Annotated in this window: 21 protein-coding genes and 3 pseudogenes; 16 read left to right on the plus strand and 8 right to left on the minus strand. The window is 71.6% G+C overall.

All coding sequences use genetic code 11. The features are described 5' to 3' along the window. The gene (locus tag ABR738_RS32615) at positions 1-579 is read right to left on the minus strand and encodes a TetR/AcrR family transcriptional regulator (RefSeq protein WP_350233526.1); all 579 of its coding nucleotides are present in this window, start codon (positions 577-579) and stop codon (positions 1-3) included. 107 nt (positions 580-686) lie between these two features. Between ABR738_RS32615 and ABR738_RS32620 the strand changes: the two genes are divergently transcribed. Continuing rightward, complete coding sequence (locus ABR738_RS32620; protein WP_350233527.1) at positions 687-1,073, plus strand: nuclear transport factor 2 family protein; 387 nt, start codon at positions 687-689, stop codon at positions 1,071-1,073. Between the two features lie 257 nt (positions 1,074-1,330). On the opposite strand, the gene ABR738_RS32625 is transcribed toward ABR738_RS32620, so the two are convergent. Together ABR738_RS32625 and ABR738_RS32630 are read right to left on the minus strand one after the other, a co-directional pair. After that, positions 1,331-1,684 carry a VOC family protein gene (locus tag ABR738_RS32625; RefSeq protein ID WP_350233528.1) on the minus strand — a complete coding sequence of 118 codons (354 nt, stop codon included), beginning with the start codon at positions 1,682-1,684 and terminating at the stop codon, positions 1,331-1,333. A gap of 155 nt (positions 1,685-1,839) precedes the next feature. Continuing rightward, positions 1,840-2,673 carry a class I SAM-dependent methyltransferase gene (locus tag ABR738_RS32630; protein ID WP_350233529.1) on the minus strand — a complete coding sequence of 278 codons (834 nt, stop codon included), beginning with the start codon at positions 2,671-2,673 and terminating at the stop codon, positions 1,840-1,842. Positions 2,674-2,858: 185 nt separating this feature from the next. Here ABR738_RS32630 and ABR738_RS32635 point away from each other — a divergent pair, with 185 nt between their 5' ends. The 9 genes from ABR738_RS32635 to ABR738_RS32675 all read left to right on the plus strand — a co-directional run bounded on the left by ABR738_RS32635 (position 2,859) and on the right by ABR738_RS32675 (position 7,317). Beyond that, positions 2,859-3,287: a phage holin family protein gene (locus ABR738_RS32635; RefSeq protein WP_350233530.1), complete on the plus strand. Its 429-nt coding sequence runs from the start codon at positions 2,859-2,861 to the stop codon at positions 3,285-3,287. Positions 3,288-3,332: 45 nt separating this feature from the next. After that, positions 3,333-3,677: a gas vesicle protein GvpO gene (locus tag ABR738_RS32640; RefSeq protein ID WP_350233531.1), complete on the plus strand. Its 345-nt coding sequence runs from the start codon at positions 3,333-3,335 to the stop codon at positions 3,675-3,677. A gap of 369 nt (positions 3,678-4,046) precedes the next feature. Beyond that, a complete protein-coding gene (locus tag ABR738_RS32645; RefSeq protein WP_350233532.1) occupies positions 4,047-4,466 on the plus strand; it encodes a gas vesicle structural protein GvpA in 420 nt (139 codons plus the stop codon). Further along, positions 4,463-5,179 (plus strand): GvpL/GvpF family gas vesicle protein, encoded by a 717-nt coding sequence (locus tag ABR738_RS32650; protein ID WP_350233533.1) that lies wholly within the window; start codon positions 4,463-4,465, stop codon positions 5,177-5,179. Before ABR738_RS32645 ends, ABR738_RS32650 begins: the two co-directional genes overlap by 4 nt. A gap of 4 nt (positions 5,180-5,183) precedes the next feature. Continuing rightward, complete coding sequence (locus ABR738_RS32655; RefSeq protein ID WP_350233534.1) at positions 5,184-5,438, plus strand: gas vesicle protein GvpG; 255 nt, start codon at positions 5,184-5,186, stop codon at positions 5,436-5,438. Continuing rightward, positions 5,438-5,803 (plus strand): gas vesicle protein, encoded by a 366-nt coding sequence (locus tag ABR738_RS32660; protein WP_350233535.1) that lies wholly within the window; start codon positions 5,438-5,440, stop codon positions 5,801-5,803. The genes ABR738_RS32655 and ABR738_RS32660 overlap by 1 nt, the downstream gene beginning before the upstream one ends. Further along, on the plus strand, positions 5,796-6,575 hold the full coding sequence (locus ABR738_RS32665) for a GvpL/GvpF family gas vesicle protein (RefSeq protein ID WP_350233536.1): 780 nt from the start codon (positions 5,796-5,798) through the stop codon (positions 6,573-6,575). Before ABR738_RS32660 ends, ABR738_RS32665 begins: the two co-directional genes overlap by 8 nt. Then, positions 6,572-6,784: a gas vesicle protein gene (locus ABR738_RS32670; protein ID WP_350233537.1), complete on the plus strand. Its 213-nt coding sequence runs from the start codon at positions 6,572-6,574 to the stop codon at positions 6,782-6,784. Before ABR738_RS32665 ends, ABR738_RS32670 begins: the two co-directional genes overlap by 4 nt. 224 nt (positions 6,785-7,008) lie before the next feature. Next, positions 7,009-7,317, plus strand: coding sequence for a gas vesicle protein K (locus ABR738_RS32675; RefSeq protein ID WP_350234843.1), 309 nt, complete (start codon positions 7,009-7,011; stop codon positions 7,315-7,317). A gap of 158 nt (positions 7,318-7,475) precedes the next feature. On the opposite strand, the pseudogene ABR738_RS32680 reads toward ABR738_RS32675, so the two are convergent. Both ABR738_RS32680 and ABR738_RS32690 read right to left on the minus strand, forming a co-directional pair. Next, a pseudogene (locus ABR738_RS32680) lies at positions 7,476-8,624 on the minus strand (bifunctional phosphatase PAP2/diacylglycerol kinase family protein); the annotation flags it as partial. Positions 8,625-9,326: 702 nt separating this feature from the next. Then, on the minus strand, positions 9,327-9,560 hold the full coding sequence (locus ABR738_RS32690) for a hypothetical protein (protein ID WP_350233538.1): 234 nt from the start codon (positions 9,558-9,560) through the stop codon (positions 9,327-9,329). A gap of 30 nt (positions 9,561-9,590) precedes the next feature. Here ABR738_RS32690 and ABR738_RS32695 point away from each other — a divergent pair, with 30 nt between their 5' ends. Beyond that, positions 9,591-12,875, plus strand: coding sequence for a GDSL-type esterase/lipase family protein (locus ABR738_RS32695; protein WP_350233539.1), 3,285 nt, complete (start codon positions 9,591-9,593; stop codon positions 12,873-12,875). 350 nt (positions 12,876-13,225) lie between these two features. Further along, positions 13,226-13,324 (plus strand): annotated as a pseudogene (locus ABR738_RS32700) (sigma factor-like helix-turn-helix DNA-binding protein); the annotation flags it as partial. 964 nt (positions 13,325-14,288) lie between these two features. On the opposite strand, the pseudogene ABR738_RS32705 reads toward ABR738_RS32700, so the two are convergent. Beyond that, positions 14,289-14,813: pseudogene (locus ABR738_RS32705) on the minus strand (PAS domain-containing protein); the annotation flags it as partial. A 91-nt stretch (positions 14,814-14,904) separates the two neighbouring features. Between ABR738_RS32705 and ABR738_RS32710 the strand changes: the two are divergent. Together ABR738_RS32710 and ABR738_RS32715 are read left to right on the plus strand one after the other, a co-directional pair. Next, a complete protein-coding gene (locus tag ABR738_RS32710; protein ID WP_350233540.1) occupies positions 14,905-15,615 on the plus strand; it encodes an ANTAR domain-containing response regulator in 711 nt (236 codons plus the stop codon). Positions 15,616-15,940: 325 nt separating this feature from the next. Beyond that, entirely contained in the window at positions 15,941-17,158 is a 1,218-nt protein-coding gene (locus ABR738_RS32715; RefSeq protein ID WP_350233541.1) for an aminotransferase class I/II-fold pyridoxal phosphate-dependent enzyme, read from the plus strand. A gap of 394 nt (positions 17,159-17,552) precedes the next feature. Here the strand turns inward: ABR738_RS32715 and ABR738_RS32720 are convergent, their stop codons facing one another. Both ABR738_RS32720 and ABR738_RS32725 read right to left on the minus strand, forming a co-directional pair. Further along, positions 17,553-18,197: a DedA family protein gene (locus ABR738_RS32720; RefSeq protein WP_350233542.1), complete on the minus strand. Its 645-nt coding sequence runs from the start codon at positions 18,195-18,197 to the stop codon at positions 17,553-17,555. Then, a complete protein-coding gene (locus ABR738_RS32725) occupies positions 18,194-18,973 on the minus strand; it encodes an MBL fold metallo-hydrolase (RefSeq protein ID WP_350233543.1) in 780 nt (259 codons plus the stop codon). Before ABR738_RS32725 ends, ABR738_RS32720 begins: the two co-directional genes overlap by 4 nt. A 249-nt stretch (positions 18,974-19,222) precedes the next feature. Between ABR738_RS32725 and ABR738_RS32730 the strand changes: the two genes are divergently transcribed. Beyond that, the gene (locus tag ABR738_RS32730; RefSeq protein ID WP_350233544.1) at positions 19,223-19,627 is read left to right on the plus strand and encodes a hypothetical protein; all 405 of its coding nucleotides are present in this window, start codon (positions 19,223-19,225) and stop codon (positions 19,625-19,627) included. A 337-nt stretch (positions 19,628-19,964) separates the two neighbouring features. Continuing rightward, a complete protein-coding gene (locus tag ABR738_RS32735) occupies positions 19,965-22,112 on the plus strand; it encodes an alkaline phosphatase family protein (protein WP_502964257.1) in 2,148 nt (715 codons plus the stop codon). Positions 22,113-22,157 lie beyond the last annotated feature (45 nt).

Raw genomic sequence — 22,157 nt, forward strand, 5'->3', positions numbered from 1 at the left:
TCACCCGCGGGGCTCGGCGAGAAGTGCCGCTACGAGCCCGCGGACATATGCCTCATCCGTACCGGGGATCGAGAAGACCACCCGGAAGTAGAGCGGCGCGACGATCCGATCCAGAATCTGCTCCAGAGACGGGGGCGGGGGCGCGTCGCCGCGCTCCCGGGCCGCGTCGAGAACGGGACTGAAGCGCGCGCTGACCCGGCGCAGACACTCCCGCAGTCCTGCGTGCCGCTCATCGATGTCGGGCGCGACTTCGGCACGGAAGAACGCGATGCCGCCGGGCCGGGCGAGCTCTGTCAGCGTCCAGGCCGCCTGACGCTCCAGGTCGGTGCGCAGGTCGCCGACGAGCGGGGGCGCGCCGGCATCATCGCGGTGCTCGGCGACGTCGGCCATGAGCGCGGCGAGCGTACCCCAACGCCGGTAGAGAGTACTGGAGTTGACCCCGGCGCGCTTGGCCACAGCGGGGAGGGTCACCTGGTCGGCGCCGCGCTCGCCCACCAGCGCGACCACGGCGCTGTGTACGTCGGCACGGACGCGGCTACTGCGGCCGCCGGGCCGCTTCGTCGATGCGTCAGCGTTCACCCCTCCACTCTAAAGCAAAGGCTTGCGCCTTAGTGGGCCTGTGCCTACAGTCGACACCAAAGACTAAAGCGGAGATCATCGCTTTAGTGTTCTTCGAAGGGAATGCCATGACCACCCACGAAGCCGCCCTCGCCCTCGGGCGCACCTTCCACCAGGCCCTCGTCTCAGGCGACTGGGAGGGCATCCGGGCCGTGCTGCATGACGACGCCACCTGGACCCTGCCCGGCGACAACACCATCTCCGGCACAGCGAAAGGCGCCGACGCAGTGGTGGAGCGCGCTCAGCGGATCGCTTCGTACGGCCTCAACTTCGAGCTGCTGCACGTTCTGGTCAGCAGGGAGAACATGGCGCTCTCGCTGCACAACACCGCGCACCGGAAGGACGCCGTGCTGGACGAACACCTGACGACGGCCTGCCGACTGCGCGACGGAAAGATCGCGAGTATCGAGACCTATCTCTCCGATGTGCCGGGGATGAACGCCTTCTTCGTCTGACAACCGCCCCGCCCCGCCACGGCCCGTACGGCCATGGGCCGCCGTGCCGCGAACTGGGCGAAGTTCGAAACCAGGCCGAGGCGAAACCGTTTCGCTGCCGACGCGCTGCGCGCCGAGGGGGCAGGTCGGATGGGGGATTCCCCTTCTGACATGGTGCTCGGCTCATTGGCGGGCGGCAGACCGGCCAGGGCCCGGATGACGTCGGCCCGTGCTCCAGTCCGCTCAAAGCGCACGAACCACAAGAAGCAAGCTCAGTCTCAGCGCGCCGGTTTGCGGTCGACGTACTCGTAGACCGAACCATCGGGGTGCAGGGCGATCAGATTGCGGCCCGCCGGAGTCGCGACCGGGCCGGCGACGATGTGGGCGCCCGCAGCGGTGAGCGTGGCGTGCGCCTCGTCGATGTCGTCGACGGCGACCGTCGCGGCCACCTTGCGCAGCACATCGAGTTCCGCCTCGGGCCCGCTCATCAGCAGGAAGGCGCCGACGGCGGCGACCGATACCCCGCCCCGGTCGAAACGGTGCGCCTGACTGCCGGTGACGCGCTCGTAGAAGACGATCGCGCTCTCCAGGTCGTCGACGCAGACACGCAGCGTGGTCCCCAGAATTTCCATGCGCCGCAGCCTAGTTGGCGGAGATCGCCCACGACAGCCGATCCCGCCGACGCGAACGGGACGACGGCCCGGGCCGGACGGCGGCCCGGGGTGGACGGCGGCCCGGGCGAACGCTTCGGGCGCCGGAACCCGGCGGGGCCGGCGCCCGCCCCCACTCACACCCGGCAGGTGATCTCCCCGTGCGGGGTCATGAACCACGCGTCGTCCTGGGCCCCCCACGCCCGCCAGGCCTCGGCGATCGTGGCCAGTTCCTCGACCGTGGCGTGGCCGCCCTCGACCGCCAGGTCCGCGTACGAGGACGCGACCGTACGGTCCGCCCACAGACCGCCCCACCAGGCGCGCTCCTCGGCGGTGGCGAAGCACCAGGTGCTCGCCGACGCCCGGACGTCCACGCAACCCGCGGCCAGCGCCCAGGACTTCAGGCGCCGCCCCGCGTCCGGCTCGCCCCCATTGGCGCGTGCCACGCGGTGATACAGATCCAACCAGCTGTCCAGAGCGGGCAGTTCGGGATACCAGGCGAACGCCTTGTAGTCACTGTCGCGCACCGCGATGATCCCTCCCGGCTTGGTGACGCGGCGCATCTCGCGCAGCGCCCGCACCGGGTCACCGACGTGCTGGAGCACCTGGTGGGCGTGGACGACGCAGAACGTGTCGTCGGGGAAGTCCAGCGCGTGGACGTCGGCGACGGCGAACGACATGTTCTCCTGACCGCGTTCCGCCGCGTAGGCGCGCGCCTGCTCAACGATGCCCGGCGCGTGGTCGACCGCCGTCACGTGCCCGTCCGGGACCAGCGCGGCCAGGTCGGCGGAGATGGTGCCGGGACCGCAGCCGATGTCCAGGATCCGCATGTGCGGCTTCAGTTCACCGATGAGGTACGCGGCCGAGTTGGCGGCGGTACGCCAGGTGTGGGACCGCAGCACGGACTCGTGGTGGCCGTGGGTGTAGACCGCGCTCTCGCCCGGCGTGACCCGAGACGTCTCCTGTGACATGGACGGACTCCCTTTCGGTGAACTGCCTGAACTGCCTGAACTGCCTGAACTGCCCTGCTGGTGAGCCCACTTTAAGAGGGCTGGCCAGATTATGAGATACCCGTCTTGAGATGTGAACGGGCGGGTGGTGCCCGTCGCCCGCCCGCAGGGGACTGGCTCCGACCCCCACGGGTACTCGGTCGCCCATGGAAACGAACCCGCCCCACGTGCCGCAGCAGCTTTCCCAGGCTGTCCGGGACGCCATCAGGGACGAGCTGCGCGAGCAGACCCGCGAACACCGCCGCACCGCGCGGATGTACGCGGGCGCGGGTGCGGCCGCGCTCTACGGAGGCGCCGCGCTCACCGCGTTCCTGCTCCTGGCGCTCGCCCTGGCACTGCCCTACTGGGCGGCCGCGCTGATCGTCGCCACGCTGCTGCTCGGGGCCGCCGTCCTCCTGAACAAGGCGGCCCGTGACAGCCGGAGAGCGCTCTCAGGCCGCGAGGTCCCCGACGCCGGCGCCCACGTGACGCCGCCCCTTGAGCCGGGCGTGCCGCCGGGCGCCCCCGTCGTGGCGCCCCCCAACTTCCCGCCCGACACCCCCAAGCGGCGGCCGGACCACCCACAGGGGGTTTGAGCTGGCCCGTCGCGGCTACCCGAAAGGCCTAGAACGCGAGGTGACATGACTGAGAAATCCGAGAACCCGGAGAAGACGACATCCAGAACGGCGGCCAAGACCGCCCCGAAATCCCGTGAGGACGACGGCCTTCCGAGCGCGGTGGAGGTTCTGCGGGGCGCTCGCGCCCAGCTGGCCGAGCTCATCGGCATGCCCGCCGAATCCGTCTCGTCCTTCGAGCGCACCGACGACGGCTGGCTGCTGAAGATCGAGGTCCTGGAACTCTCGCGGGTCCCGGACACGATGAGCCTTCTGGCCTCCTACGAAGTCGAGCTCGACTCGCACGGCGACCTCACCGGCTACCAACGGCTGCGCCGATACGAACGCGGCCGGGCCGACAAGAACACATGACCGCGAACATGCGCAGGACGCGCGAAATATCCGCGACGCACGATTCGTCCCCCATACACGAACCGTCCGCCATGCACGAACCGTCCGCCCGTCCCGGAGGGTGGCGAGGCTCACAGGGGCCACCGCCCGGCGGGCGGGGCAGATGGTCAAGGGCCCCCGGCGCTCACGCGGCGCAGTCGGCCCCAGGACGCCGGACAGCATCCGCACCGGCATCGGTACCGGCACCGGCATCCGCACCGACACCGGCACCCGCGCCGGCTCACGCACCCGCACCGGCATCCGGACGAGCGGCACCACCCGACAGAAGACGGACGACAGGCACCACCTGACAGAAGACAGTCGGACTACACGTAAGGAGGCCCGGACACCATGACGGTTGTCCCGGCACAGCAAGGCGGCAGCGGCGGCACCAGTGGTCTCTATGACGTCCTGGAGCTGGTGCTCGACCGAGGACTCGTGATCGACGCGTTCGTACGTGTCTCCCTGGTCGGCATCGAAATCCTGAAGATCGACATACGGGTCGTGGTCGCCAGCGTCGACACCTACCTGCGCTTCGCCGAAGCGTGCAACCGCCTCGACCTGGAGGCCGGCCCGCACCGCAACCCCGGCCTTCCCGACCTCGTCGGCGACGTCACCGAGTCCGGCGCCCGCGGCAAGACCAAGGGAGCGCTCTCAGGCGCCGCGCAGACCATCTCCGATGCCTTCAAGGAGGCACGCGACGACGGTGAGCGCGAAACCAAGCCCCGGGCCCGGCGTACCACCTCGCGCCGTAAGGAGGAGCAGGAATGACCACGTACGTCTACGGAATCGCGCGCCGGGGCCACGGACGGCTCCCCGAGCAGATGGGCGGCATCGGCGACCCGCCGCGCCCCGTGCGCACCGTCGAGCAGGGTGAACTCGTGGCGCTCGTCAGCGACGCCCCCGAAGAGCTCAAGCCCAAGCGGCGCGACCTGCTCGCCCACCAGAACGTGCTCGCCGAGGCGGGCGCGGGCGGTCCCGTGCTGCCCATGCGGTTCGGCGGGGTGTCCACCGACGACGAAGCCGTACGGGCCGTGCTCGCCGAACACGAGGAACGCTACCTCGAACGGCTCCAGGCGCTCGACGGCAAGGTCGAGTACAACGTCAAGGCGACCCACGACGAGGAAGCCGTTCTGCATCAAGTCCTCGCGGACAACGCCGAGTTGAGGGCGCTGAGCGAAGCCAACCGGAAGTCTGGCGGCGGCACCTACGAGGACAAGCTCCGGCTCGGCGAACGCATCGCCGCCGCCGTGCAGCAGCGCGAGAGGACCGACGCCGCCCTCGTGGAGCAGGCCCTGCGGGACGCCGCCGAGGAGCAGTGCCCGGGACCGCAGTCCACCGGCTGGCTGGCCAACATCTCCTTCCTCGTGCCGCGCGAAAGCGCCGACGAATTCATCGCGACCGTGGACCGCGTGCGCGCCCAGGCGCCCCACCTGGTGGTCCAGGTGCACGGCCCGCTGCCCCCCTACAGCTTCACGGGGTGAACCAGTGGGCCTCCTGAAGGAGCTGCTGCTGCTTCCCGCGGCGCCCGTCCGAGGCACCTTCTGGGTGCTCGGACAGGTCGCCGCGGAAGCGGAGCGGCAGTACTACGACCCGGCGACCGTGCGACGTGAACTCGCCCAGCTGGAAAAGCAATTGATGGAGGGCGAGATCGACGAGGCAGAGTTCGACCGCCGCGAGGACGAACTCCTCGACCGGCTTGAGCACCCCGCGCGCGCCGCATCCGATTTCGGGAGGAACTGATGGCGACCCCGGCACGATTCCCCGACGCCTACCCGTCCGACGGCGGCGGCGCCAACCTCGCAGACATTCTCGAACGCGTCCTCGACAAGGGAATCGTCATAGCCGGGGACATCCGCATCAACCTCCTCGACATAGAACTCCTCACCATCAAACTGCGTCTCGTCGTCGCCTCGATCGACAAGGCGAAGGAGATGGGCATCGACTGGTGGGAGGACGACCCCTCCCTGTCCACCGGTGCCCGGCGACGCGAACTCGCCCGTGAGAACGAGGAGTTGAAGGCACGGCTCGCCGCGCTGGAGGCGGCCCGCTCCCCACAGGCCGAGGCGGGCGCGGAGAAGGAGCCAAGGGCGGTGACCGATGAATGACAACGAGCTGCTGTATGTGTACGCCGTCACCCGCCCCTTCTCCGGGGAGCTTCCCGAGGGGGTGCGCGGACTCGACGGCCGGCCGCCCCGGGTGATCGAACACGACGGGCTGTGCGCGGCGGTGAGCCGGGTGCCCGCCGAGGAGTTCGACGCGGCCCCGCTCCGCGCGCGCCTGGAAGACCTCGACTGGCTCGCCGCGACCGCCCGCGCCCACGAGGCGGTGATCGCCGCGCTCGCCGCGGTCACCTGCCCGGTGCCGCTGAGGCTCGCGACCGTATGCCGCGACGAGAGCGGTGTCCGGCGCCTGATCGACTCCGGCCGCGCCCGCTTCGTACCGACCATCGAACGCCTCGACGGCCGGGTCGAATGGGGCGTCAAGGTGTACGCGCAGGCCCAGCCACCGGCGCCGGAGCCCGAGGCGAAGGCGGCCAGCGGGCGCGACTATCTGCGCCGCCGGCTCGGCCAGCGGCAGTCCCGCGACGACACCTGGCGGCGCGCGGGAGCGCTCTCACGGGCCCTGCACGCCGACCTGTGCGAGCGCGCCGAAGCCGGACGCCTGCACCGCCCCCAGAGCGGCCAGCTCTCGGGCAAGTCCGGTGAGAACGTTCTCAACGCCGCCTACCTGGTGCCGCGCGAACGCAGCGAGGAGTTCGTCGCGGCGGTGCGCGAACGCACCCCGGGCGACGAGGGCGTACGCGTGGAGCTGACCGGCCCCTGGGCGCCGTACTCCTTCGCGGGCGGCCCGGACGACGGCCAGGAGGCGCAGCTGTGAGGGACGGCGAAGGAGCCCTCGCGCAGCGCGAGGTCGCCCTCGTCGACCTGCTCGACCGGCTGCTCGCCGGCGGCGTGGTCATCACCGGCGACCTCACGCTGCGCATCGCGGACGTCGACCTCGTCCGCATCGACCTCAACGCGCTGATCAGCTCCGTCAGCGCCGACGTCCCCTCACCTTTCGACGACTTCGAGGAGGCGACGACGTAATGGACACGACGGACCTCACGCCCACGGGCGCCTTGGAAGCGCTGGACATCCTGACCGGCGCGGACGGCGCGGACGGCGCGGACGGTGCGCTGGGCGACACGCGGCGCGGTACGCGGGCCACGGATGACGTACGCGGTACGGATGATGCGCGCGGAGCGAAGAGCACGGACGGCGCACGCGTGGCGGATGACGCAGGTACCGGGGACGACGCACGCGGCGCGGACGTGCGGGACGGCGGCGGCGAGGGGAAGGCGCGGCGGCGGGTGGAGCTCGAGCCCGAGACCGTGGAGCGCGATCTCGCCCGGCTCGTCCTGACGGTCGTCGAGCTGCTGCGCCAGCTCATGGAACGCCAGGCCCTGCGCCGAGTCGAGACCGGCGCGCTCACCGAGGACCAGGAGGAGCGCATCGGGCTCACGCTCATGCTCCTGGAGGACAGGATGGCCGAACTGAGGTCCAAGTTCGGGCTGCGCCCGGAAGACCTCAACATCGACCTCGGCCCGCTCGGCCCGCTCCTCCCCAGGGATGGAGCCTGACCGGAGACGGCAAGACGGCAAGACGGCAATGGGGTAAGGCGGCAAGGGGGCCGGAGCGAAACACCGCTCCGGCTCCCACGCGCGCCCTTGCGCGACCCCCGACTCCCTCAAGCGCGAGCCGACGGACGGTACACGGTCAGCGCCTCGGGTAGCTTGTCCAGCGTCAGCTCGCCTCGGCTGCCCTGCGTGTCCTCCCTCAACGGCCGCTCGCCGCGCAGCACTTGGAGCGCTCCGCGAACTCCTGCCGCCCAGCCGCCGATCCGTGGCGACCGGCGTTCGCGCCGCCGCACAAGCCCGGGGCGGACGCCCAGGTTGAACGTGTTGGGGAAGCGACCCGCCTCCGCGCCGTCCGGGCCCGGCCCGAACCGGCCGAGGTCCACCCGCACCGCGTCGCCAGAGGCCAGCGCCCGGCAGGTGTCCCGGACCCCCTCGATGCCGAGGTCACGCGCGAAGTGGTTCAGGGTGCCGTCCGGGAACACGGCGAGCGGTACGCCGGCCCGGGCCGCGACCACCGCCGCCCGATTGACCGTGCGCTCACCGCCACACACACCGAGCACCGCACCCCGTCCGGCCGCCTTCTCCAGAGCCGACGGCAGATCGTCAGCGTCGCACTCGACGACCTCGGCGAGCGGCAGCCCCTCGCGGATCAGCGCGGCCCGCGTGAGAGCGCTTCCAGACTCGCGGTTGACGACGACCATCACGTCCTTGCCCTCGGGCAGCGCCGGTGCATCGGCGTGCGGACGGCCGGGTGGCGGAAGCTGCGCACGGGTCGGCACGAGCCCGCGCATCGCGAACGCCGCGCCCACCCCCAGGGCCGCGCCCGCCAGCACATCGCCCGGATAGTGCACTCCGGTGTAGACGCGGGACGCCGCCACCGAGAAGCCGACCGGCGCCAAGAGCGCGCCCAAGGACGGTGACTCCAGGGCGACACCCGTCACGAACGCGGCGGCGGACGCGGAATGGCCGGACGGAAACGACGTCGTGATCGGGCGGCGCTTCAACTGGCGTACCAGCGGCACCCCGTCGAGCAGCGGACGCTCCCGGCGCACCGAATGCTTCGCCACGGTGTTCACGGTCAGCGAGGCCAGCGCCAGTGAGGCGACGCCCCGCACCGCGGCGCGCCGGGCGCGCGGCGAGCCGGTCGCGCCCAGGGCGGACGCAGCCGCGAACCAGAGCACCCCATGGTTCGCGGCCCGGCTCAGCCGTGGCAGTACGGCTTCGGCGGCCGGCCAGTGTCTGGCGGCGGCGAAGTCGAAGAGCGCCCGGTCCCGGGCGGCGAGTCGTTTGTGCCAGGTGGAGTACGTCATGGCACGCGGGTACCCGACCCCCTTCCGTTCCATCCGCACCTGCCCGCATTCGACCGGGCGCCCAACCGGCCCCACCTGGGGCAAGTCCACCGCACTCCGAATGCACGCCCGAATGCTCCCGCGCGCCCGCGTTGATGCTTCGTCAGGATGCGGGCGATGTACGGGAAACGCGTGGGCGCCGGCAGCCGGTCGTGCGGCGCGGCGCGGCTGATGTCGACCAGCGCGGAGCCCGCCGCCCGGGGGTCGGCCACATCGCCGAGGCTCACCCTGCCGAACGGACGCTCCCGCGCCACCACCGGAAGCCGCCGCACCCGATCTGGCCGGGGATGAGCAGGTGGCCGCGCGGGTGGCCACCGACTTCCTGCGCCTCCCCAAGGTCGCCTTCCGCGCTGCGAACGACCAAACCGACGTCCTCATCCTTGATGTCGTGGCCCTCGGCACGGAGCCGGGTGCCGGGTACCGGCGTCGGGATCGGCGGTGGGACCGGTTCCGCTCTCCTGGTTCCCTCGATCGAGGTATGGGTGGGTGGTCCGTTTTCGGCCTTCACAGACTCTGCGGGCGGCCCGGCCTCCCGAGATCAAGTCGGCGCCGCATGAGGCGGTCTGATGGGCAGTCACACGGAGGGGGCTCGCGCTGCCGCACACAGGACGCAGCGGCCGCGGGCCCGGTGCCGTCGAGCGGCCGGCCGGACCGTTGCCCTGTTCAGTTGGGGGAGTGGTCGGGGCGGCGGTTGGGCTGGGCCATGAGCTCGTGGTTGGTGGCCCGGGCGGCGTTGAGATCGTCGCCGTGGTCCTGGGGCACGACCTCCAGGTCGACGACGTGCTGTTCGAGGGTGCTGGTCCGGGCCTTCCGGCCGGTGGCTTCGGGGCGCGTGGACCGTGCGCCGTGGATGCCGTATGCCGCAGATGCCGTAGGCCGCTCTATCGCACAGATCACATAGATGCAGAGCCCATTAAACTCGCTGTGGTGAACTTATCGAAGAAACACCTCATCGGTGCACTGACCCGGCTGGGCCTGGTGACCAGACCCAGGGCGGCACTGGTAACGCTGTCGATTCTGGGGACGGCACTCGTCGTCGCACCAGGAGCTTCCCCCGCCGCCGCGGCGCCGTTACGGCAGACGTCGATCATCACCAACAACATCCAGGGCGAGGACGACGCGACGGCCAGCAAGTGGTCCTCACAGGTCCAGGGATACGCCAGGTCCGCCGAGATCGTCCTGATCCAGGAAGCCGGGCCCCAGGGCCCGAGCCACGCCACCCAACAGCCGGACGTCACCACTGCGGACGGTGACACCGTGCGGCACTCGACCTGGCAACCGTTCAGCAGCCGACTGCAGCCCAGCCCGTACCACGTCTTCTTCATCCAGACCGACGACAACGGCGGCCGAGGCCAAGGCGGCCGGGTGAACCTGGCGACCATCACCCATGACCAGCCCGACGAGGTACGCGTCGTCACCAACCCGATCCAGCGGGGCCGGGCCGCGCTGGGCGTCCGGTTCGGAGACGACTGGTACTTCAACGTGCACGGCCTGTCGGGCGGCGGCGGTGACTCCAACACCCTGCTGACGGCGATCCGCGACTCCGTCCGCTCCTGGGGCGCGCAGTACCGCTGGACGGCCGGGGGCGATTTCAACATCGACCCGCGAACGCTGCAACGCCGCGGCACCTTCCCGATCGGCGCCCGCGTCTACAACTCCGGACTTCCCACCCACCAGAGCGGCAACGAACTGGACTACTTCGTCAGTTCCGACGGGAACGCCGACGGCGCCACCGCGAGCCGTATGAACGGAGGCAGCAGCGACCACTACCCCGTGTGGTGGAACGGCATGCGCGCGGCGGCGGAACCGCCGGAACTGAAGGTGATGCCGCTGGGCGACTCGACCTTCGGCACCGCTGAGAAGATCGGCTACGGCGGCGTGCTGGCCGGCTCGCTCTATGCCCTGATCTCGCTCGTCTCCAAAAAGCGGGACGTTCCGGTGGACTTCGTCGGCTCCGGCTCCACGGGGCAGAAGGGGGACCCCGCCTACGAGGGCGCTCCCGGCGAGCAGATCAGCGCCATCGCCAAGCGGTCCACAACCGCCCTGCCGAAGTACCGGCCCAACATCGTGACGCTGCAGGCCGGCACGTACGACATGCGGGACGGCAAGCAGGACGGCGCCGCGCAGCGGCTGAAGGACCTGGTCGACCAGATCGAGGAGGACAACCCGAGCACGGTCGTGGCACTCGCCACCCTGGGTCCCGCGACCGACCCCGCCGTCCAAGCCCGGATCACCGCCTACAACGCCGAGATCCGCACGATGGTCGGCGCCTGGGCGAGCGCGGGACGGCACGTCGTCCTGGCCGACACCGGCGCCATGACCACCGAGGACCTGTCCGGTGACGGCCTGACTCCGAACGACTCCGGCAACCAGAAGATCGCCGAGGCGTTCGAGGACGCCATCCGCTGGGCCATCGTCTTGGACTGGGTCGCGGAACCACGCGCCGGCGACGGGAAGGCGCCACTGAAGGTGATGGTGGTGGGCGATTCGATGAGCCAGGGTTATGAAGGTGACTGGACCTGGCGTTACCGCCTGTGGGAATGGTTCAAGAAGGAGCACATCGACGTCGATTTCGTCGGTCCGTACCAGGGAACCCGTCCTCAGGAATCCCCCAAGCCCCCGCCCGTGCCGCCGTTGCAGGGGGAAGCCCCGCCACCGGCACAGAGCGCTCCCGTCACCTCGGGCGCGTATGCCGCCGGGGTCGCGAAGGACTTCGACCCCGACCACTTCTCGGTCTGGGGCCGGCAGGCGGCGCAGGACAAAAAGCTGATCGCCGAGCAGGTGGCGAAGTACCAGCCCGACCTGCTCCTGGTCGGGCTCGGCTTCAACGACATGGGCTGGTTCGTCAGCGGCCCGGAAGGCACGCTGGACAGTATGCGGACGCTGGTGGACCAGGCCCGCGCCGTCAAACCGGACCTCGACTTCGCCGTGGCCAACGTTCCCCAGCGGACGTTCATCGGCGGCCGGGACGACCTGCCCGTCAACACCACCAAGTACAACAGCATGCTCGCGGCCGCGATCCCGTCGTGGAACAACGGCAAGTCCCGCGTGGCCCTGGTCGACTGGGCCGGCAACTACAGCTGCGACACGCATGACTGCCCTGCCGGCTACGACGGGCTGCACCCCAACGCCCTGGGCGAGTACCAGATCGCCCAGGCATTCGTGCGCACCTTGCACGACAGCTACGGTCTCGGCAGCCAGCTGATCGACATCCCCGCCCACATCCCGGACCGGCCGACGCTCGCGCCGGGCGCGATGGAGATCAACTCCGGTCCGAGCGGCATCACCCTGTACTGGGAGCCGGTCTTCGGCGCCCACGGATACATCGTCCGGCACCGGATCAGGGGCTCCGGCACCTGGGACGAGACACCGGTCAAAGCGGCCCGCTTCGACACCACCTGGACCCTTGACGGCTGGGAGTGGGAATACCAGGTCCGTACCGACAACGGTGAGGACGGGAAGTCCGAGTGGTCCCACACGGTCGGTGGTGTCGCGCACCCGACAACCGCCGCGGCTCCCGAGGGAATCGTCACCCGGGCCACCGCCACCGGCGTCGACGTGTCCTGGGACGCGGCGACCGGCCCGTACACCGACACGGTCGACCGGTACGAGATCATCACCTGGGACAAGGACACCCCCGGCGCGTTCCTCAACAGCACCGCGGTCAGAGGAAAGTCGGTGCATATCGACGGACTGAAGCCAGGCCACCATTACCTCGTCGCGGTCGCCACCTGGAACGCCGCCGGTGGCGGTATGCCGGGCGTCGCCCGGCCCGTCACCGACGGGGCCGGCACACCTCCGGCGCCCACCGATCTGAAGGTCACCTCCACCGACGCCACTACCGTCCAGTTGTCGTGGAACGGGTCCGTGTGGGCCGCCGGTTACCGCGTCTGGGTCCGTAACGTCGACGACAGCACCGGGTCCAAGCACGACGGCAGCGGGTTCAAGGCCGACGAGTACATCACCAGCGAGACCAGCCGGGGGATCGCCTTCCTCTTCCCCGGCGCCTGGAATTACGAATTCTGCGTCACCGCCATCAACGGTGAAGCGGAATCCGGCAAATCCAACTGCGTGATCGCACCAAAGCCGTCGGCCCCGGAGGACGGGACGAAGGGCACATCCCGTCCGCCGGTCCCGGAGGACGGGACGAAGGGCGCACCGCTCTCCGCCCTGATCCGGGCTCCGCGGGCACCGGCCGGGTTGGCCGGGTAGGAGGGGCCGGCACTCCGGTGAGGGGGGCGGAGGGTGAACGTCTCGCCGCCTCCCCACTGGCCGCGAGGTCCGTGGTCAGTCGCCCCGCCCACAACAGGGCCATCAGTGGCGGACGGGCTTCCTCGGGCTCCCGGTCCCCGGCCGGCCGGCCGCCACTCGGGGTGCGCCAGCTCCTCGCCGTCGACGTCCTCCTGCCAGGCCCGTTCGATTTCATCGGCGGGGACAACACCGGGGCGACGACAGGCGGCCAGGAACCTGCTGTTCTCCAGCAGGGTCGGGAGGCACGCCCGTCGGCCGGCCGGACGCTTCCGCAACCGCGGGGAGGCCCTGGAGGACCTGCGTCAGGTCGCCGGATCGCCGAAGACCTCGGCATCTCCCAGATGCACGTGTCCCGGCTGATCACACACTGTTGCAGCCGTCTGCGGGACCAGGCCCTGCGGGACCAGGCCCTGCGGGACCAGGCCCTGCGGGACCAGGACCCCGTGCGGGACCAGGACCAGCGGGACCACCCGCGGGGTCCGTGTGAGGATCCTTGTCGGCCGGCGCGGAACGTGGCTGGGGCGGGCCCGGCCGTAAGGGCGACCGGCCGCTCTCCGAAGGCGTGGACGGACGGGAACCCGAGGACGACGCCGAAGGCGAAGCTGACGGCGGCCGCGGCTCCGAGGCCCCCGGCGGTGTCCGAGGGCCCGCAGGGGGCGGCACCGAGGACTCAGGAACCGTCCCCGAGGCCGCCGCAGGCGACACCGACGCGCAGGGACGCTCGTCCGTACCGTCAACTGGGCGTCGCGACAAGTGAGTTGTTGGCCCGTCAGGCACGGGACGCCGCATAGCCAGCGCCACATGACGGGCCATCACGTCCATCGCCCGGCCTTCCGCCATGGAGAACGGCCGCGCCGAGCCGGTGCGGAACAGCGTCAACACCCCCGTCACCGGTCCCGGCGCCCCCAGTGGCACACACATCAGGGACGACACCTCGGCGCGGGCCAGTATCGGTGTGCCCGACGGGTCGTGCCCGAAGCCCTCGACGTCCTCGGGCTGGACCTGGAGCGCACCGTTCCCGGCCCGCGCCGCCTCGAGCACCACCGGACAGTCGGCCGGGTCCTGCTCGGCCATAGACCGAAGCAGCGCGCCGCTGGCCGGATCCGAGGGGCCGAGGCAGGTCACACGCCGCAGCCCGCCGTCGACCAGGTCGGCCACGATCCAGTCGGCGAAGCGCCCGCACAGCACCCCGGCGGCTTCGGCGAGCACCGACGTCCTTACCCCGGGCGGGAGTTGGAGCAGCGTGGACGCCATGGTGTCGACCATGTCCATGAGTTCGGCGTGCCGGGTCGACTCCGCGAGATCGGGGACCCTGGGCGGCCGGGGAGTGGCCCCCGAACCCCGCGCGCTGCCCGCCTGGAACACCACGAGCACCGCGGGCCGCGGCTCGTCCGGCGGCCGTAGCACGGTGAGCGTCGCCAACAGCGGCTCGTCGGGGCGCTGTTGAAGGCGCACGGTGAGCCCCCGGTCGCCCTCGCCCCTGGCCACCGCTGCGGCCTGCGACCTGAACGCCGCCCGGTCGCCCGGCGTCAGCAGCGCCGCGAGCGGCCTGCCGGTCGCGTATCCGGCGCGGACCCCGGTGAGCCCGGTCGCCGCGAAGTTCAGACGCCGTACGACCGTCTCCCGGTCGACCAGCGCCACCGGCAACGGCATCCGCTGGAACAACGCCTTGAGCAGCTGCCGCTCCTGCCGCTCCGCCGGCGACGGAACCGCCGACCCGGCCGCCATTTGTTCGTAGCGCGGCCACAACAGCCCGGCCACGTGCTCGAGTTCGAACAGTGCCGCGTCCAGAATGACCGATTGTTCACCGGCCGGGCGAGCGCGTGCGGCGCGCAGCTCGCCCACCCGTCTGACGAAGTCCGCCAGTTCCTCGCCGAAGTCGTCCTCCGCCTGCGTCATGGGAGAAAGCTAGCCCGTCGGCCCAGGGCGCGGGAGCGTACCGTTTCGGGCGACCGGGCCCGGGAAGCCGCAGCACGAGGAGGCTTTCGCCATGCTGCCCGAGCCCGAACGCCAGAAGCCGGAAACCACGACGACCGCCCGGCGGCTCTCCCGGCTCGCCGAACAGTCCATGCGCTGTGCGCCTGCCTGCTGTGGCGCGGTCGCCACCATCTCCGACAGCGGGCCCGAACGCCGCATCACCGCCACCCACCCCGACCTGGCCCCCCTCGCCGCCGTCCAGCTCGCCTGCGGCGACGGGCCCATCCCGAGCGCCCTCGACGCGGGCGAAGCCGTGGACACCGAGGACCTGCTGACCGAGGACCGCTGGCCCGGCTACCGCGCCCTGGCGCTCGACTCCGGCGTACGCTCCGGCGTCACGCTCCCCTTCCGCCGGTCCGGGATCGAGGTCACGGTCAGCCTCTTCAGCTACCGGCCCGGATCCCTCAAGGGCATCGTGCGCGGCCCGGTCGGCATCCTCGCCGAGGAGACCACGACCGGCCTGGTCCGCGACCGCCGCTACCATGCGGCCCTCGCCGAGGTCGAACAACTGGAGGCGGCCCTGCGCTCACGCCCGGTCATCGACCAGGCCAGCGGCATCGTGATGCACGTACTCGGCTGCGAGGCGGACGCCGCCTTCGCCGTCCTGCGCACCATCTCCCAGCGCACCAACCGCAAACTCGCGGAGGTCGCCGACGCGCTGGTGCGCGCCAAGGGCCGGGGCCTGGAATCCGAACTGTCCGCCATGGCGCGCCCGGCCCACTGACCCGCCCGCCCCGCTACCCGTACAAGCGGCGGAGGAGGGCAAACCTCCGTATAAAGGGCGTGGGAGGGTTCGACTCACGGACTCACGGACTCACGGACTCACGGGCTCACGGACTCGCGGACTCGCGGACTCGCGTTCAGGAAGGGCATCGCGCGGGGTGCGTGCGTACGGAGGCGTACGGAGGCGGCGTACGCGATGAACCCAGGCGTACGCACATTGGCGCTCACCAATGCGCAATCAACGCTCACGAACGCATACGGACCGGGTGCTGACGTAGTCAAACAGGGCCGAACGCGGTCAATAGGCGCTCCAGGAGGCAACGCCAATGGCAGGGACGGTCGCCGAGGGCCGGGGGCCCGTGCGCTACGGGCCACCCGCTCCGGGCCCCGGCCTGCCCGTACTCCCCGAACTCGTCTCCGCGCTCAACGCGGCCGCGTGGCGCCCCGAACCCGAGCCACCCGGCGCGGGGCCGGAACTGCGTGCGGCAGCCTGCGGCTACTGGCTGCGACGCGGTCTGCCCACCCCGCCCGAACGCGTCGTCGCCGCCCCCGGCGGACAGGCACTGCTCGTCGCCCTCCTCGGCGCGTACGGCGGAGACGTTCTGATGCCCCGCCCGTGCCCGGCCTGGTGGACGCCGCAGGCCAGGCTGCTCGGCAGGCCCGGCTACCATGTGCCGACCCCGGCCGAATGCGGCGGCGTACCCGACCCGTACGCCCTGCTCGAAACGATCCGCCGGGTACGCGCCGAGGGCGGAGCGCCCCGGCTGCTGCTGCTGTGCGTCGCCGACGATCCGACCGCTACGGTGGCGCCGCCGGAGATCTTGCGGGAGGCCTGTGAGGCGGCCGTCGGCGAAGGACTGCACATCATCAGTGATGAGACCTGGCGCGACACCGTGCATCGCCCCCACGAGACGGTGCCGCTCAGCCCGGCCGAGATGTGCCCCGACGACGTGACGGTCCTCACCGACCTGGGCGGCGCGTTCACCCCGCCCGGCTGGCCCGCCGCCGTCGCCCGCTTCCCGGCCGGCCCGGCGGACGCCCCGCACCGGGCCCGCACGCTGGACCACCTCGCCGCGCTGGGCGCGGTGCTCGCGGCCCCGGTCGCCGCGGCCGCGGCCCTCGCGCTCACCGAGCCGGCGTACGTCGTAGAGCGCACCCGGCGGGCGGCCGCGCTGCACGCCCGGGTCGCTGCCGCCGCCCACCAGGCCGTACTCGACGCGGGTGCACTCGCCCGGCCCCCTCAGGCCGGCCGCCATCTCTACGCCGACCTCGGCCCGCTCCGCGCCCGCCTTGCCACCCACGGGGTCACCGACTCCATGGAACTCGAGGACTACCTGACAGCCCGCCTCGCCACCCCCACCCCCGGCGGCCACCGCTTCGGCGACGACCTCGGTGCCCTCCGCGTCCGCCTCGCCACCGGCCCACTCCTCGGCTCAACCCCGGAACAACGACTGAACGCCCTGGCGGCCCCCGACCCCCTCCAACTCCCGCACGTACAGGCGGCGTTGGAGCACTTTGCCGCAGTGCTCGCCGTTCTGGGCTGAGACCATTCCCCGGGACGGCTGCGCCCACGCCTGCGGCACGGCTGCGCCCACGCCTCCGGCCGGCTGCGATCACGCCCCGGCACGGCTGAGGCCACTTCGGGGGTGAGAGCGCTCCCAGCCCCGGCAGGGCCCAGACGCCCATCTGCCCTTGACCCGACCTGGGAGCGCTCTCAGAGTTCGGCGGGGTCCGCACGTTCCATGTGTCCAGCACTCGGCCCGAGATCGCTCTCAGTCGCAGGCGGGCCGTACGCCCACACCCACCCGCTCCACGCGAGAGCGCTCCCAGCACGAAGGCGAGCCCGCACGCCCACGCCCCCGCACCCCGCGCGAGAGCGCTCTCAGCCCCCAGACAGGCCCACGCGCCCGCACGTTCACACCCACCCCGAGAGCGCTCTCAGCCCCCACCCGCCGCTACCCGCTCCCGCCGCACCCTGCGCCAGACCGCAGGTGCCCCACTGATCAGGAGGGTCAGCGCGACGGCCGCCGCCACGCCCTTCCAGGGCTCGTCGAAAAGGGAGCCCCCGAGTATGCCGATCAGGCCGTACGCGCCGGCCCAGGCGAGGCAGGCCGGGATGTCGCCCCGTACGAACGTCCGCAGCGGCATCCCGCCCAGCAGACAGGTGAGCATCACCGGAATGCGCCCGGCCGGCACCAGACGGGACAGCACCAGCACGATGACGCCGTGCTGGTCGAGCTTGCGCCGCGCCTGGTCCAGGTGGTCCGGCGTGGCCCGGCCGCGCAGGGTCGCCAGCAGACGTGAGCCGTTCTTGGACCGCACTCCGCGCTGCCCGAGCCAGTACAGCGCGACATCGCCCAGGAACGCGGCCAGCGCACTCACCCCGAACGCCAGCAGCAGCGAGAACCAGGCGGTCTGATGGAAGGCCACGACCGCCGCCGACGACACCAGCGCCCCCGTGGGCACCACCGGCACCAGCGATCCCAGCGCCACCAGGGTGAACAGCGTCGGATAGCCGACGGCCTGCTGAGTCGTCTCGGGCGTCACCGCCGACGCCAGCTCAAGGGCACGACCGGTGATCACCGCGTGGCCTTCACGCGGACGCTCTGGCCGTGCTCGAGCCGATGCACCGTCGCCTTCGGCGCGAGCCTGGCCGCCTGCCGTACGAACTCCTCGCCCGGCGCGTAGAACTCGTGCGGCCGCACACCCTCCATGCCGACCGGCCAGTACGTTCCGTAGTGCACCGGTACCGCTGAGAGCGCTCCCAGCTCGGCCAGGGCCCGCGCGGCGCGACCCGCGTCGAGATGGTCCAGCCCCAGGCCCGGGCCCCAGCCGCCGACCGGCAGGAGCGCCACGTCCACCGGCCCGACCGCCGACGCCATGTCGTCGAAAAGGCCGGTGTCCCCGGCGAAATACGTGCGGGCCGCGCCCTCCACGACGTAACCGAGCGCGGGGCAGCGGCGCGGACCCACCGGCAGCCTGCGCCCATCGTGCCGGGCCGGCACTGCACGCACCCGGAGCCCCCCGACGTCGACGCCGTCCCCGGGCCGTACCTCGGTGACACGCAAGTCCAGGCGCCCGAGTCCCGGCACCGCACGCACCGCGCCGGCCGGCCCGATCACGCGCGTTCCGGGCGCGAGCCGAGCGAGCCGCGCGAGCGAGGGCAGATGCAGATGGTCGGCGTGCAGATGCGAGACCAGCACGGCGTCAGCCACCCCGGCCTCGGGCGTTGGAAGCGCTCCCCGGCGCCGTCGCAGATGCGCCAAGCGGCGCGCGAACAGGGGATCGGTCAGCAGCCGGACGCCGGAATCCTCGATCGTGCAGGTGGCATGACCCCACCAAGTGACTTCCACCGGCACGAAACCCTCTTCTCTGCTCGCCGGTCGATTCGACGGGTGCCGCACCGACCTTCGCCGACGAGCCTAAATCTCCCCGCGTGCGCCGTGGGGCAGCCGGGGTCGCGAGCATGCGGTCGCCACCCGGCTGCGGTGGCCCACCGGATCGGCGGACCGGCCGTCCCCGGGGCGGCTCCGGCGCGCCAAGAGGGGGGAGTAGGGTCGCCCCGACGGCATACGGGGGACCCGGAGACCGGGGGACTGGGGCGCGGCATGGAGCAGATACGGGTGGCGGCCATCGCCAGCCTGACCCCGCTGGAAGAACTCGATCTCGACCCCTTCCTCGTGGACACCCGCAGCCAGCACGAGATGTGCGTGCGCTGGGCCGAGAGCAAGGGGTACACCGTCACCCGGCAGTTGCTCTTCTACGGATTGCGCCCGGACCACGCGGGTCTGTGGACGGATGTCGACGCGGGTCTGGTCGATGTGTTCGTCGCGCCCAACGAGCGTGTTCTGGCAAGGGCGTTGAGGTCGGTGCCGGAGTTCTCCGCGGAGTGTGAGCGGCGCGGTGTGCGCCTGTCGACGGCCGGGCTCGTCGAGCCCGCGTACGACGCCGCACGCAAGGCCCACATACACCGCCGCCTCTCGATGCCCACCGCCGGATACGACGGCTGCTGACGTCCCCCATCCCACGACCGGTCCCACGCACCCTGGTCCCCCGCACCTCCCCCGTCCCACGCACCTTCCGCCGCACGCCCCGTGCGACGCCCACCCGGCACGCCCGCCCCCTCCCTGGCGGTGACGTCCCCCGCGCCCACAGCGGGTGGGCCAGCTACTCCCAGGCCCACCCACCGCTCCCAGCACGCACCGCTCCCGACGGGCCGCGTCCGCCCCTGTGACAGGGTGGGCGAGGAACGGGCACAGCGAAGGGCAGGCGGACGTGGGGCGATGGCGGACTACGGGCAGCGCCCTGCTCCGGGTGATCGTGGTGTGGGTCGTCTCGACGCTGACCCTGATGCTGTTGGCCGGCATCCTGCCCGACTTCAAACTGACCTCCGACAGCGGCGACAGCATCACCCGGGTCGCGCTCACGGCGGGCTGGGGAGCGGCCGCCTTCGGGTTGCTCAGCGCGCTGGTGTGGCCCCTGGTCGTGCGCGCGTTCCTGCTGGTGCCCGCGCTGGTGCTCGGTCTCCTGGTGTTCTTCCTGAACGGCTCACTGCTCCTGATCGCGCTCCGGCTCATCCCGACCGGGAGTGGCGCTGCCGAACCCGAGACCGCGGTGATCGTCGCCGCCGTGATGTCGGCGGTCGCTTCGGCGACCTCGACCGCGCTTGCCGTACGGGACGACGACGCCTACCGGCGCCGCCTGTCCCGGCTCGCCCAGCGGCGCAGGCACAGACGCGGCGAGGGGGACGCGCCACAGCCGCCGGGCATCGTCTTCATCCAGCTCGACGGCGTCGGAGAGCGCTTTCTGCGCGACGCCGTCAAGCGGGGCCTGATGCCCACCGTCGCGGCCTGGCTGGGGGAGACCCACCGCCTCACCCCGTGGCGTACGGACTGGTCGAGCCAGACCGGCGCGAGCCAGCTCGGCATTCTGCACGGCACCACGTTCGACGTGCCCGCCTTTCGTTGGTACGAGAAGGAGAGCGGCGAGGTGATGGTCTCCAACCGGCCCTCCTCGGCCGTCGAACTGCAACGCCGCGCGGTGGAGCGCACCGGCGACGGCGGGCTGCTGACGGTCGACGGAGCAAGCCGCGGCAACTTGTTCTCCGGCGGCGCGGACCAAGTGGCACTGGTCCTGACGGCCGCCGCCCGCAGGGGGCGCCGAAACCGCTCTCGCGCCGGCTACTTCGCCTACTTCTCCGACCCGGCCAACGCGGTACGCACCGCGGGCTCGTTCCTCGCGGAGGTCGCCCGCGAGATCGGCCAGTCGACGCGGGCCAGGCTCCGCAGGCAGACCCCGCGCATCGGACGCGGCGGGCTCTACCCCCTCATCCGCGCCTTCGCGACGGTCGTCGAGCGCGACGTGGTCGTCGCAGCCGTCATGGGCGACATGCTCGCGGGACGTACCGCCGTCTACGCCGACCTCGTCGCCTACGACGAGGTGGCCCACCACTCGGGGCCGCACAGCGCGGACGCCGAAAAGGTTCTCAGCCGCCTCGACCGCTCCCTCTCGCTGATCGCCGACGCGGCGGAACACGCGCCGCGCGACTACCGCGTCGTGCTGCTCTCGGACCACGGACAGAGCCCCGGCGAGACTTTTGAGAGCGCTTTCGGACTCACCCTGAAGGATCTTGTACGGGCCGGCTGCGGTCTGCCCGTGTCCCGCAGGGCCCGACGGACCAGGAGCGGGGCCGAGGCCAGATACGCGGTCCGGGTCGCGCTGCACCGGCCGGTCGAGGAAGACCCCGTCGCGGAGCCGTGCCCGCCGGGTAGTCGGCCCGACCCGGTGGTGCTCGCCTCCGGAAACCTCGGCCTGGTCTCGTTCCCCGACGTCGAGGGCCGCATGACCCGCGAGCACATCGACCGCCGTCACCCGGCGCTGCTCGCCACCCTGGCCGCCCACCCCGGCATCGGCTTCCTTCTCGTCCGCAGTCAGGCGCACGGCGCGGTGGTACTGGGAGCCGGAGGCGTCGAGGTTCCGCTGGCCGAACTAACCGACGGCCAGGGCCCGTTGAAAGGGTTCCCGGCGGGGGCCGCCGACGCGATCCGGCGCACCGACACCTTCCCGCACACCGCCGACATCATGGTCAACTCGATGTACGACCCGGACACCGGCCGGGTGCACGCCTTCGAGGAGCAGATCGGTTCACACGGCGGACTCGGCGGCGAACAGTCCCGCCCCTTCCTGCTCTCGCCCCTCGCCCTGTCGGCGCCGGTGGCGGACGAGGGTGAGCTGGTCGGCGCCGAGCAGGTGCACCGAGTGCTGCGCCGCTGGCTGCGCGAAGGCCAAGGACCTCAGATTCCGCTGGTCGCTGGAGCCCCGACGCGGGTCGAGGCCGCGGCACCGGCCGAGATCCTGGTGGGGAGCGAGATCGCGGCGGTGAGTGAGCGCGCGGCGAAGGGTGAGCGCGCGGCACGCATGGAGGATTCGCCGCCGATGGGCCAACCGGAAGGATCTTTTCCGGTTGGCGGAGGCGCCGTACAGGACAAAACCGAGTGATTTGGTACGCCGAACCGCGTGCCCGACCATGGTCAGGTTTGTTCC

The sequence above is a fragment of the Streptomyces sp. Edi4 genome, from assembly GCF_040253615.1.
Lineage (GTDB): Bacteria > Actinomycetota > Actinomycetes > Streptomycetales > Streptomycetaceae > Streptomyces.